Below are 12,874 nucleotides of genomic sequence, written 5' to 3' on the forward strand. Positions count from 1 at the left end.
AGCCAGACTTGCTTTACAATAATCTCGTAGCACTGATTTTGCAACCATGACGGCTACTCTAAAAGTTGATATCGAATCAGAAATCTTCTATCCCAGTGCTGATGGTCAACCAGTGGCAGAAACCTACGACCACCTTTATGCCTTGCTAACTACTTTGGAAGTACTGAAACAGTATCTGACACATCGTCAAGCAACAGTATTGGCAAATCAATTTCTTTATTATGCACAGGGTTTTCCTAAGTTACGCGTAGCCCCAGATGTGATGGTGATTTTTGATGTTGCACCTGGCGGTCGGGACAACTATAAAATTTGGGAAGAGGGTCAAGTACCAACAGTAATTTTTGAAATGACATCCTTTGGTACTAAGGGACAAGACGAAATCTTCAAAAAGACCCTCTATGAGCAGCTAGGTGTCAAGGAATACTGGCTATTTGACCCTAAAGGTGAGTGGGTAGAACAACAGCTACGTGGCTATCGCCTGCGGGGGGAAATCTACGAACCTATACAAGATGGACGCAGTGAACCGTTACAACTGCGTTTGGTGGTTGAGGAAAGGCTAATTGGGTTTTACCTTGAGGATACAGGGGAAAAATTACTGATCCCTGATGAACTGGTACAGGCTTTACGGCAGGAAGTTTTAGCAAGGCAGCAAGCAGAAGAACTGGTAGAACAGGAACGCCAACGAGCAGAACAAGAACGCCAACGAGCAGAACAGGCAGAATTGCAGATAGAACAGTTAAAGGCAAGGTTACGTTCGCTGAATGTAGACCCCGATACTATTGAGTAACATGCAGGGTGTAATTTTATAAATTGCTTTAACTACGCCCATCGTAGACATCGCACCAAATACACTAATGAGTGACCGTGAAATTTAAAAATTGTTACAAACAAGTAGACAATTTGTTACCTATATTTTTGCCACATTTATTACCTTAGACAGAATAGAATAGATGGGTGTCCACCGCGTTTCAATCTCGGAAGTCTCAACAGTAGTGATTTGATTGAGAAGACTGTTTTATAAAATCATTCGCAAGAGGTTAGCGTTTTATTTCCAGCTTCCAGTAGAAAGTCCAAGACCAATGGTAGAGTCAAGAATTTACCTTTAAATACTGTGGTATTAAATTATGCAAGAAATTGAAAGATTCTTTGGCAACTTGTTCAGTAGCGTAATCAACCGCTTTAAGTATTTTGCGATGGACACTGCCGAACAGAAAATGAGAGAAACTATCGACGAACAGATCAAACAACGGCGACAAAAACCCAAACCGAAGGATCAAGAAGACTGCGAGTAGATAGGTCTTTTGGGGTAGTTTAAAACTAGTCAGTTAAACACTAATACATGACGGCGTAAATGCAGCTACCATTTCAATTAACAAGATTTGGGAAAAAATCCCTTCTTTAAAGGTAGGCAAACTGATGCCATGTACTAGGGTGTAGCTCCCCTGGCTTAAAACGCGTAACTTCAGCTTTTTTACTGAGTATTTCTTACTAAAAAGGGTAGTGATCGCTGTTGAAGGCGTTTAAAACAGCAATATTTTTATCACTATCACTACAAGCATAGCGCTTCCTATTGTTGAGCGGGCAGCGCTATTTTCTCGCTCTCACTGTGTCAACCAACTACAACTCTTCCGAATATGCTAACCTAGTATGGTTAACTAATCTCGCACATCTGAGAATTCGGGTGTTTCCCTGTTGGGAAATACGCTTGGATGGAGGTTTAACCCGAATCGGAGTTAGAAAATATATGCCAGTAGTTTCATTGGCTCAGATGATGGAGTCAGGGGTTCACTTTGGGCATCAGACCCGGCGTTGGAACCCAAAAATGTCTCCTTACATTTATACTTCCCGCAATGGTGTACATATCATCGACTTGGTGCAAACTGCCCAGTTGATGGATAATGCTTATAACTACATGCGATCGCACGCTGAACAAGGGAAGAAATTTCTTTTTGTTGGCACTAAGCGCCAAGCGGCTGGAATTATTGCCCAAGAGGCCAGCCGTTGTGGTTCCCACTACATTAACCAACGCTGGTTGGGCGGAATGTTGACTAATTGGGCAACCATCAAAACACGAGTAGACCGTCTGAAAGATTTAGAACGCCGTGAGGAAACTGGCGCACTAGATTTATTACCGAAAAAAGAAGCATCAATGCTACGTCGGGAAATGACGAAGCTTCAGAAATACTTGGGCGGCATTAAAACAATGCGGAAAGTCCCGGATATCGTTGTAATTGTAGACCAACGGCGGGAATATAACGCAGTTCAAGAATGCCAAAAGCTGAATATTCCGATTGTGTCCATGCTGGATACGAACTGTGACCCAGATGTAGTAGATATCCCTATCCCAGCAAACGACGATGCTATCAGGTCAATTAAGCTGATAGTAGGAAAATTGGCGGATGCCATTTATGAAGGTCGTCATGGTCAGCTGGATGCTGAAGAGGATTACGAAGATTACGAAGGTGGTGAGTATGACGAAGACTACGAAGAAACCGAATATACTGACGCCGTAATTCCCGATGAGGAAGAAGAGGAATAAGTAAAGCAGGGGTGAAGTAAGTGTCCGAGGGAGGGCGGTTGCTTGCACACTAGCAGCAATCCGCCCTAGCTTACGGCAACTCGTAGGCTATGATAGAGACGAAAAAACTCATACCTGATAACTTCATTATTTTTTCTCCCTAAGCCCTGAGTAAGATAGAAATACTCAACACCCGTGAGCGATTACAAGTCGAGGTCAAGTTAGGAATTTAGGCAACATGGCGGAAATATCTGCAAAACTCGTCCAAGAGCTACGCCAAAAAACTGGTGCTGGCATGATGGACTGCAAAAAGGCGCTGATAGAGACTGAAGGCAACGTAGAAGAAGCCGCAGACTGGCTACGGAAAAAGGGCATTTCTAAGGCGGGGACAAAAAGCGATCGGATTGCGGCAGAAGGTCTAGTAGACACTTACATTCAGCCCGGAGGTCGAGTGGGTGTACTCATCGAAGTCAACTGCCAAACCGACTTTGTTGCTCGTAACGAGGCTTTTAAAGCTTTAGTTAAGAATCTGGCAAAGCAAGCAGCAACTGCTGATAGTCTTGAGTCTTTGTTGGCTCAACAGTATGCTGATAGTCCAAGCGGGACTGTAGAAGAATTCATCAAGCAAACCATTGCTACGCTCGGTGAAAATATCCAAGTGCGTCGCTTTATCAACTTTGCACTAGCAGAAGGCACGCAAGGTGTCGTAGACAGCTACATTCACACAGGCGGTCGAGTTGGTGTATTGGTAGAGTTGGGTTCCCAAACTGAGTCAGTGGCTACTAATCAAGAGTTCCAAACCTTGGCACGGAACACTGCGATGCAAGTTGCAGCTTGCCCAAATGTCGAGTATGTGAGCGTAGATCAAATCCCTAGCGAAATTGCCCAAAAGGAAAAAGATATCGAAATGGGCAAGGATGATTTGGCGAACAAGCCTGATAATATCAAAGAAAAGATTGTTCAGGGACGGATTGAAAAACGCCTGAAAGAATTGACTTTGATCGATCAGCCTTACATCCGCGATCAGAGTATTTCCGTGGAAGACCTCTTGAAGCAAGCGAAGGCACAATTAGGCGAAGAGATTCAAGTGACTCGCTTTGTCCGTTATGTACTGGGCGAAGGCATTGAAAAGCAAGAAATTAGCTTTGCTGATGAAGTCGCTGCACAAATTGGCAGCAAGTAATGTTAGTCATTGGTCATTAGTCATTAGTCTTTATCAAGGACAAACGACCAATAACTCTTTACTAAACAGGTCAAGCAAATAGCCTGACCTGTATTTTATTATTAGAGACGCGAAATATCGCATTTAATTTAAAATCTAAAATCCTCTGGAAAGTTACCCTCAAATAAATTTGTACATTTGTACTATGTAATAGTTCACATGGGCAAGAACGAAAAGATATGGCAAGAGCAATCGAGCGAATTGAACGGGATATTGCAGCACTAAAAGAAGCGATTCGGGCGATCGCAGTAGAACTACAAAGCGCTTATGCTAATTATCTAAACACTTTGGGGCTAGCTGTACGAAAACAGTTGATTCTGGCGAGTTACCACCTTTGTACTCAGGGGTATCCTGAAAACTTTCTGCATTTGTCATTGAATCAGCGTCAACAATTGCAACAAGCCATCCGCAAGTTGGGTCAAGTGGCATTTGAGCAATTACTCACTTGTATTAAAAGTGAGAAAGTAGGGGAAGATGGAAGAGATGAGGGAGATGGGCAAGATGGGGGAGTAACATCCTCATCTCCTGTGATACTGGGCATATCTACTCCTGAGCCTCTCACCCTCGACACCTCTAATCCTATAGAACTGGCAAAATGGCAACATAACTTAGAAGAGGTCACGCAAGAGATACTGAAAAAACTTTCGCATGATGCTAATCTTTTATTACAAAAAGCTGGGGTATCACCCAAAAAATTACCAGAACCGATTTTAGCAGCTGCGGCGGCTGCATCAGAAGCGTCTGCCGAGGTTATGCCAGGCCCACCCAACTTATTAAACTTAGTAATTGAAATTGAAAATGAGCAGCAGTCAGAAGATTCTGAACTGACGCAAATCATGGCTATTAACCTGCGGCTAGGGGAAATTGAATTTGCTGATGTGACACTCTCCTCTGAGCGTAGGCAAATCCGCAGTATTTTAGTTCAGATCAACAAGCTAGGACGAGAGTATCAAAAAAAACATCGAGAAAAAGCGATCGCTGAAGCTGAAGCTGCTTGGCGTGCTAGCTGGTTTGAATAAAGTTATGAGTTATGAATTATGAGTTATGAGTTATGAGTAATTTATTCCTAACTCCTGACTCCTCACTCCTCACTCTGCTGACCAATGACTAATGAAAAACCAGACTGGATACGATTGCACAAAGCCTTGGCAATAGAAGCTGAACGTGGCTTTACAGACTTGGTGGGCAAACAGTACCGCTTCAGTGAATTTCTTAGCCTGACTTTGGGCAAATTCCCAACAGGTTTGCCCCAAACTGAACGCCGCCGTTGGCAAGGATTAGCGGTGCAATTTGCTAGTTATCCACATTTAGCAGTGGAAGAAAGACAACACTTAGTAGCAGATACTCGCAGGTATCTCTCCCAACTACAGCAAGAGCAGCAGGGGGAGCAGAGGAGCAGAGGAGTAGAGGAGCAGGGGAGAATTTATCAATCCAAAATCCAAAATCCAAAATCTAAAATTATCACTGAGGTGAGTCGGAGGCTTGCCCCAAAAATTGAGCAAAAACTTAGTGATTTAGCAGAAATAGGCTTCAAAAAAGCTGATAATTTGGCACGGCTTGGTTTACACACTGTCCGCGACTTGCTTTTCTACTATCCTCGTGACCATATTGATTATGCGCGTCAGGTGAATATCCGCGAGTTACAGGCGGGTGAGACGGTGACAATAGTGGCTACTGTGAAGCGTTGCAACTGCTTTACTAGCCCTAAAAATCAGAAATTATCAATTTTAGAACTGATTGTAAAAGATAACAGCGGTCAAATCAAAATTGGTCGTTTTTACGCAGGTACACGCTTTAGCAGTCGCGCTTGGCAAGAAAGTTTAAAACGTCGTTATCCAGTAGGTAGTATTCTGGCTGCGTGTGGGTTGGTGAAAGAAAGTAAATACGGCTTGACACTGGATAATCCAGAACTAGAGGTTTTGGCAAATCCAGGAGATTCCATTGAGTCGCTGAATATTGGGCGGGTGGTGCCAATTTATGGACTGACTGAGGGTGTGGTGGCAAATACAGTGCGACAAGCGGTAATTGCTGCTTTGCCTGCTGCAACTCACCTGAAAGACCCTCTGCCAAGTGGTTTGCGACAAAAGTATGGTTTGATGGAATTGAAAGATGCGATCGCTAACATTCATTTTCCCAGTGATAGCGCCGTTCTACAAGTTGCCCGTCGTCGCCTAGTCTTTGATGAATTTTTCTACCTACAACTTGGTTTACTGCAACGTCAGCAGCAAGCAAGGGCGATTCAAACCAGTGCCATCCTTGTCCCACGCGGTCAACTTGTAGAGAAATTCCACGAAATACTGCCTTTTCAACTCACTGGCGCACAGCAACGTGTTCTCAACGACATTCTCAATGATTTGCAGAAACCTGTGCCAATGAATCGTCTGGTGCAAGGCGATGTCGGTTCAGGTAAAACGGTCGTCGCCGTGCTAGCTATCCTCGCAGCAATTCAATCCGGCTACCAAGCGGCGCTGATGGCTCCCACAGAAGTTTTGGCAGAACAACATTATCGCAAGTTAGTTAGCTGGTTTAACTTGCTGCATTTATCAGTAGAATTATTGACAGGTTCCACTAAAACTGCTAAACGAAGACAAATACATTCTCAGTTAGGAACTGGTGAATTACCTCTGTTAGTGGGAACTCATGCTTTAATTCAAGACCCTGTAAACTTCCATCAATTGGGGTTAGTGGTGATAGATGAACAGCATCGTTTTGGGGTAGAACAACGGGCGCGTTTACAGCAGAAAGGTGAGCAACCCCACGTACTAACTATGACAGCTACCCCAATTCCCCGAACCTTAGCACTGACAATACATGGGGATTTGGATGTGAGCCAAATTGATGAGTTACCACCAGGACGACAAAAAATTCAAACAACAGTATTGTCAGGTCAGCAACGCAACCATGCTTACGACCTCATCCGCCGAGAAATTGCCCAAGGTAGACAAGTTTACGTGGTTTTGCCGTTAGTGGAAGAATCAGAAAAACTGGATCTGCGATCGGCTGTTGATGAGCATCAAAAGTTACAAGAAAGCGTTTTTCCCGACTTTCAAGTGGGGTTGCTACATGGTCGCATGAGTTCAGCCGATAAGGATGAAGCGATTACCAAATTCCGCGATAACCAAACGCAGGTTCTAGTTTCTACTACTGTTGTTGAGGTTGGTGTAGACGTACGTAATGCTACAGTAATGCTCATTGAAAATGCAGAGCGATTTGGCTTATCACAACTGCACCAACTCCGGGGGCGTGTCGGTCGGGGCGCGGCTCAGTCCTATTGTCTGTTGATGAGCAGTTCTAGGAGTCCTGATGCTCAACAACGCTTGAAGGTGTTGGAACAATCTCAGGATGGCTTTTTCATATCTGAAATGGATATGCGTTTTCGTGGGCCAGGGCAAGTACTGGGAACTCGTCAATCTGGAGTGCCAGATTTTACCTTGGCGAGTTTGGTTGAGGATGAGGAAGTTTTACTTTTAGCGCGGCAAGCAGCAGAGAAAATTATAGAGATGGATGCTACCTTAGAGCGTTGGCATTTGATGAAAGAAGAGTTGAAGTATCGGTATGAGCGGTTGATGGGTGGGGCGATTTTGACATAATATATAATAATTCTGAAGTAGAGGACTAACCCGCCTTAACCATCCCCTAACCCGCATAACCCTTTGATTCCCTGTAGCGATCGCTTTGGGGAATTGTGATTTAGTGGGGTTATCTCAGTAGAAAATCACGTTATTTGTATCAGGTTTGTAGTGCTAGCGATAAAATAATTTAACTATCACGCCGCCCTAAAAACAATATTTATCGGTGTTTGAGGATATTGAATCAAAGGAGAAAGTAAAATTGTAGGAGTTCAACACAAGGAAAATGACTGATATACCCGAATATTTCCCTAACCGAATAGACCGTATTGAACAAATAATCTTGGGGTTGGCTGAAAGACAAACTAGTACACAAGAACAATTAGACAATTTAACCATTAGACAAGCTAACACACAGGCACAACTGGATGAACTAAGCCAAGAAATGAGAGAGCTAACCAGTAACGTTGACCGTGTTTTGGGTCGTAGTGCGATTTTGGATGATGTGTTACTTGAATTACGTGATAGCCATGAACAACATCAACGTAATTTTGAAGAACATCAACGCACCACAAACGCTGCATTACAAAGTCTTGAGTCAATATTGTTGCAGTTGATCAGAAATAATTCTTGAGATGCGATGGTAAGAGTTAACGACCGCAGGTAGCGTATAAGAGTACCTACGGTCAAACTTAAGCCATTCCCCATAATTCCATTTGTACCCCGTAGCGCTATAGCTAGCTGTGGGGTTTTGCATGGGTAGCGAGGTGCGATCGCTCCTGAAGGAATTAATTTTATTACTATCTAGCTTGCCTCAATTGTAGATATTTCTGTAAACCTTTATGAGTCAAATAAATCGAATCTACGTCATTAAAAACTTTAGCTGTAAATGAAATTAAATCACTCTCTTTTAATAACACCAAAGTTTGCTCTAACTCAATATGACCAAGACCTGCGTTATCATAAATCAAATGATAAACCGTTAATTTAGGATTTTCTTCAGAGCTTTGGATCAATTTAGAAGCAACTCACTATTCAATCACGATACTTGCTGCATTTCGGCATAAGCTTCATAAACACCCTTCACGTTGTACCAGTTAAGAAAAATTCGGGCAATTTCTAAAGCCAATTGAGGTTTACCTAAATTAATTAGCCATTGCAAAAATGGAGCCATTGTTCGTTCATTAAGTGCGCCATTGAAGGACAAAATTCCCCAAAGTAAACGATGCAGCCAAGTCATTTGAATCATCATTCGCACTTCCCATGTGGGATGCTTTTGATAAAACAAAACTCCCATACGTCCGCGTTGAATTTCTTGGTCAATCAATCGGGGAACTTGCTCTAAGTTAAATGGTGGATGCCAGTGATATCCTACGGCTTCTGGACATTTAATTAGTGTCAAACCTAGTTTTTTAAGCCTCATACCCAATTCTAAATCTTCCCAACCATAGAGTTGAAAGCTAGTGTCAAAAAGTCCCGCTTTCTCTAGCCAATGTTTAGGGATTGCTACATTTCCAGTAGCAAAAAAAGCTGCTGAAAAATCTGTGACTTTGTAGGGTTCAGCCGTTGGATTATCGAAATTACAAGTATTAATAACTGCACCGTAAGTGAAAAAGCGAGCGCTCCTCAATTTCTCCTGTCCCTGCATTAGTGCATCCGCGTGAGCTTGCAAGAAATTATCCAGCACTACTAAATCACTATCAATAAAGATAATTGTATCTCCCAGCGCCTGTTCTACCCCCAAATTGCGAGCCGCCGCTGGGCCAGCATGGTCTTGCTGAAACCATCGTACATGGGAAAATTCCTTTTTGTGTTCTGCCAACCACTCCAATGTGCCATCAGTAGAACCATCATCCACCAAAACAATCTCGTAACCAGAAACTGCACTTGGCTTACTCAACTCCTGCACCTCCAAGGCGCGGAGGCACTTTTCTAAAATCGGTTGGCGATTATAAGTCGGTATCACAACGCTGAAAAACACACTTTCACCCACAACACTACTCATCTCCAGGATAGGACAGATGGAGCGTTGACACTGTTCCTTACCTGATTCTGGTCACAAAAACAGTAAGGGATAATCATTGGTTAATTAATACATAAGTGGATGGGTGTAAATAAATATAATATGGACTGTCATTTAACGGAAATATTACCATTCCTTAAATTAACTAGGATAAATTTCATATAGTCTTAAATATATTCTAGTGTTCAGATATTAGTGCATTTAAAATTATGTATCTCTAGAATAAAAAAATGGTGAGTAATTTCCAGAAATATATATAGGACTCAGATTTCGATTTGGAAAACATCCTCAGACTAAAAAGCACATTTTATTAAGGTTTGATCTGAAATATTGTTTATAAATCAGGAGTTATATAGTAAAGTAAAATCCTTAATCACAGGCTATTTGAGGATAATTTGTGAATATATAATATTCTAAATTAAAAACAGACTTATCACAAATGGGCAATTAGCTTAAATCAGGTAATGCTTTGTGCTAATTTGACAGTTAAATGTACAACAGCCCAAGAACGTGATCGCTTACTCAATAAATTACAAACTCATCTGCAAAAAACTTTTAAGATTACTGAAGTAACTTTGCAGCTAACTAGCTGTAAAGTTACTTCAGTAATATCTATTCATCCTTTATTAAACCAAGATATAGCTTTAATGTTATCGCCAAACAAAACCCATTCATCCTGAAATAATGGCTAAAAATATATCAATTATATCAGTTTTTTTATCCTTATAATTCAGATTTAAACATGATGCTTATCGACGTTTTTTTAATTGTAAAAGCATAGCTATTGTCTAACAAGCACAACTTATTTACTAGGAGGTTTGCTAATCATGACTTTAATTCAAAAATCAAAAATAGTTTCAGTTATCAAACAGTACAAACGTGTATTGGCTTGGTTCATATCTGGTTTAGTTGTGGCAATCGTGCTCTTTTTGGGAACATTGATTCAACAACCAGCTACTGCCTCTAACCAGAGTCATGTTACAACTTCTACTCAACCAGATGTAAGTGCTACCCACTCAAACTTCGAGAATAATCATCTTGAACCCAATTTTTATCAGTATTAGAACTTACGCATAGTCTACGAATTATTCTCTAGGAGACGCTCTGTGTACCCCTACGGAGAAGCAAGCTACACGTAGTATTTCATAGAGTTGGCGCTATCCTGCGGCAAGCCACTACGTGTCTTGATAAATTAAGCTTTTTGGGAATTTTTGGGTAAACATTGAGTGTTAAAAGCTACTAATTGCTCGATCAATCTGAAGGCATACTGCAATGATTTCATTTTTAGGAAAGTACAGACGCTTCCTAGCTTTGACTATGGCTGGCTTTTTCTGTACCGTTCTGCTGATGTTCGGTAATTCTGTTTTTCAGCCGACTATGGCCGCTGGTAATGGAATTAACGTGATTATCATGATTGGCGATGGCATGGGTTGGAACATGGCACCGGCCGCAGCCCTTGCCAAAGGCGCTCCCTTTTACACCAGTGGGAAAGGCTCTGGTCTGAGCTTTCAAAATTTGACTGGATATGGATTAGTGACCACTTATGGCACAACGATTCAGGGCAATACACCAGCTAAACCAATAAATCAACCCCACCTCACAGGTAACTCTGGCTTAGATGGGTCTAATCCACTCACAGGTACAAGTCGGCCACTCCTATACTGAAGCAAATGATCCATTAGCCCTAGTTTTAACCGACTCTTTGGGAAAAATTCCTGAAGGACAGGGATTAGGGTTGCAATTTACACCGGGTACTTTTGAAGTTTACAGTGGCAATTTTATTGATCTAAATGATGTTCAGATTATCAGTTACACCAGCGTTCCTGAGCCAAATTTTACCCTTGGGTTATCTGTGTTGGGACTGGGTGTATTATTTGCCAAAAAGCAACTATCTTCTAGGTCATCAAGCACAAAAGCTTGAACCAAGTTACCAAGAATAAAGTGTTAGGCAGTTAATTTGCATCTATTGAAAACAGGGTATAATTATTTACCCTGCTACTAATTTATTGCATTTATAAAAGATGTAATATATAATACATAAATTACTGAGTATTGTAAAAATTAATATTTTTAAAGTTATATCTAGCTTTCAGGCACAGATGCTGTACTTCATCTACTCGTATCTGCTGTATTGATATATAGGCGATCGCTCTATTTGCAAACTTCGATTAGAGTTAACCACAAATTAACCTATGCAGATTCTTCTGTCTGAGTTTGCTGACAATCTGCCTACAGGTTGTTGCATAAAGAAAATATACATGGATTAGTTTAGATATAATAATGACTCATTGTTTGTTTTCCTAACTGGAGAAATTAATGGGTCGCGCCAAAAAAGTTGTCTTGGCATATTCTGGCGGAGTCGATACCTCAGTTTGCATCCCCTACCTCAAAAAGGAGTGGGGTGTGGAAGAGGTGATTACCCTAGCAGCAGATTTAGGTCAGGGAGATGAATTAGAGCCAATTCGAGAAAAAGCTCTGAAATCGGGTGCAAGTGAATCCCTAGTGGCGGATGTTAAAGACAGCTTCGTTAAAGATTACGCCTTTGGAGCGATTCAAGCCAACGCCCTCTATGAAAATCGTTATCCTCTAGGAACTGCCCTTGCCCGTCCACTAATTGCCAAGGTATTAGTAGATACAGCCGAAAAATATGGTGCTGATGCGATCGCTCACGGTTGCACCGGCAAGGGTAACGATCAGGTTCGCTTTGATGTCTCTGTTACTGCCCTGAACCCCAACCTAAAGATCCTCGCACCAGCCAGAGAATGGGGAATGAGCCGTGAAGAAACGATCGCCTATGGGGAAAAGTTTGGTATCCCCTCACCAGTCAAAAAATCCTCTCCCTACAGTATTGACAAGAATTTGCTCGGTCGTAGCATTGAAGCGGGTAGTCTCGAAGATCCGTCATTTGAGCCACCAGAAGAAATTTATGAGATGACCAAAGCGATCGCTCACACTCCCGATGAGCCAGAGTACATCGAAATTGGTTTCCACGGTGGTATTCCCACAACCCTTAACGGCATAGCTAAAAAGCCAGTTGAGCTAATTGAACAACTCAATCAGGTGGTAGGAAATCACGGTATCGGACGGATCGATATGATTGAAAACCGTTTGGTGGGGATCAAATCGCGGGAAATCTATGAATCACCCGCGATGTTGGTGCTAATTCAGGCACATAGGGACTTAGAAAGCTTGACTTTAACGGCAGATGTCACCCATTACAAACGTGGGATTGAAGAAACTTACAGCCAAATTGTTTATAACGGTCTCTGGTACAGTCCACTCAAAGTTGCACTGGATGCCTTTATTCAAAAGACACAAGAACGAGTCTCTGGAACTGTGCGAGTGAAGTTGTTCAAGGGCAACTTTACGATAGTTGGGCGTTCGAGCGATAATTCCCTCTATACTCCTGATTTAGCAACCTACGGAGCCGAAGACCAATTTGACCACAAAGCTGCTGAAGGCTTTATCTACATTTGGGGACTACCAACTCGCATTTGGTCGCAGCAAGTTAGAGGTTAGGAGTTAGGGGTTAGGGGTTAGGA

At 42.1% G+C, this 12,874-nt stretch carries 14 protein-coding genes; 12 read left to right on the forward strand and 2 right to left on the reverse strand.

Annotated features, from left to right (window positions below):
• Positions 1 to 46 precede the first annotated feature (46 nt).
• From V7K21_RS04770 to V7K21_RS04800, 7 genes are all read left to right on the forward strand, one after another.
• Positions 47 to 787: a Uma2 family endonuclease gene (locus V7K21_RS04770; RefSeq protein ID WP_335172020.1), complete on the forward strand. Its 741-nt coding sequence runs from the start codon at positions 47 to 49 to the stop codon at positions 785 to 787.
• 337 nt (positions 788 to 1,124) lie between these two features.
• The gene (locus V7K21_RS04775) at positions 1,125 to 1,292 is read left to right on the forward strand and encodes a hypothetical protein (RefSeq protein ID WP_335172022.1); all 168 of its coding nucleotides are present in this window, start codon (positions 1,125 to 1,127) and stop codon (positions 1,290 to 1,292) included.
• A 452-nt stretch (positions 1,293 to 1,744) separates the two neighbouring features.
• Positions 1,745 to 2,539 carry a 30S ribosomal protein S2 gene (gene rpsB, locus V7K21_RS04780; RefSeq protein ID WP_334813368.1) on the forward strand — a complete coding sequence of 265 codons (795 nt, stop codon included), beginning with the start codon at positions 1,745 to 1,747 and terminating at the stop codon, positions 2,537 to 2,539.
• Between the two features lie 217 nt (positions 2,540 to 2,756).
• Positions 2,757 to 3,701 carry a translation elongation factor Ts gene (gene tsf, locus V7K21_RS04785; protein WP_335172025.1) on the forward strand — a complete coding sequence of 315 codons (945 nt, stop codon included), beginning with the start codon at positions 2,757 to 2,759 and terminating at the stop codon, positions 3,699 to 3,701.
• Between the two features lie 218 nt (positions 3,702 to 3,919).
• Positions 3,920 to 4,759 carry a hypothetical protein gene (locus V7K21_RS04790; protein WP_335172028.1) on the forward strand — a complete coding sequence of 280 codons (840 nt, stop codon included), beginning with the start codon at positions 3,920 to 3,922 and terminating at the stop codon, positions 4,757 to 4,759.
• 84 nt (positions 4,760 to 4,843) lie between these two features.
• Entirely contained in the window at positions 4,844 to 7,330 is a 2,487-nt protein-coding gene (gene recG / locus V7K21_RS04795; protein WP_335172030.1) for an ATP-dependent DNA helicase RecG, read from the forward strand.
• Positions 7,331 to 7,595: 265 nt separating this feature from the next.
• Positions 7,596 to 7,943 carry a hypothetical protein gene (locus V7K21_RS04800; RefSeq protein WP_335172032.1) on the forward strand — a complete coding sequence of 116 codons (348 nt, stop codon included), beginning with the start codon at positions 7,596 to 7,598 and terminating at the stop codon, positions 7,941 to 7,943.
• Between the two features lie 166 nt (positions 7,944 to 8,109).
• Here V7K21_RS04800 and V7K21_RS04805 read toward each other — a convergent pair whose 3' ends face one another.
• Together V7K21_RS04805 and V7K21_RS04810 are read right to left on the reverse strand one after the other, a co-directional pair.
• Positions 8,110 to 8,325: a hypothetical protein gene (locus tag V7K21_RS04805; RefSeq protein WP_335172034.1), complete on the reverse strand. Its 216-nt coding sequence runs from the start codon at positions 8,323 to 8,325 to the stop codon at positions 8,110 to 8,112.
• Between the two features lie 23 nt (positions 8,326 to 8,348).
• Positions 8,349 to 9,314, reverse strand: a complete 966-nt coding sequence (locus tag V7K21_RS04810) for a glycosyltransferase family 2 protein (protein WP_335172035.1) — start codon at positions 9,312 to 9,314, stop codon at positions 8,349 to 8,351.
• 482 nt (positions 9,315 to 9,796) lie between these two features.
• On the opposite strand from V7K21_RS04810, the gene V7K21_RS04815 reads away from it, so the two are divergent.
• The 5 genes from V7K21_RS04815 to V7K21_RS04835 all read left to right on the forward strand — a co-directional run bounded on the left by V7K21_RS04815 (position 9,797) and on the right by V7K21_RS04835 (position 12,851).
• Entirely contained in the window at positions 9,797 to 10,012 is a 216-nt protein-coding gene (locus V7K21_RS04815) for a hypothetical protein (protein ID WP_335172037.1), read from the forward strand.
• Positions 10,013 to 10,159: 147 nt separating this feature from the next.
• Positions 10,160 to 10,396 carry a hypothetical protein gene (locus V7K21_RS04820; protein WP_335172039.1) on the forward strand — a complete coding sequence of 79 codons (237 nt, stop codon included), beginning with the start codon at positions 10,160 to 10,162 and terminating at the stop codon, positions 10,394 to 10,396.
• A gap of 208 nt (positions 10,397 to 10,604) precedes the next feature.
• On the forward strand, positions 10,605 to 10,997 hold the full coding sequence (locus V7K21_RS04825) for a hypothetical protein (protein ID WP_335172042.1): 393 nt from the start codon (positions 10,605 to 10,607) through the stop codon (positions 10,995 to 10,997).
• 37 nt (positions 10,998 to 11,034) lie between these two features.
• On the forward strand, positions 11,035 to 11,253 hold the full coding sequence (locus tag V7K21_RS04830) for a hypothetical protein (RefSeq protein WP_335172045.1): 219 nt from the start codon (positions 11,035 to 11,037) through the stop codon (positions 11,251 to 11,253).
• 395 nt (positions 11,254 to 11,648) lie between these two features.
• Positions 11,649 to 12,851, forward strand: a complete 1,203-nt coding sequence (locus V7K21_RS04835) for an argininosuccinate synthase (protein ID WP_335172048.1) — start codon at positions 11,649 to 11,651, stop codon at positions 12,849 to 12,851.
• Positions 12,852 to 12,874: the final 23 nt, after the last annotated feature.

Source organism: Nostoc sp., from assembly GCF_036919595.1.
In the GTDB taxonomy this organism is placed as follows: domain Bacteria; phylum Cyanobacteriota; class Cyanobacteriia; order Cyanobacteriales; family Nostocaceae; genus Nostoc.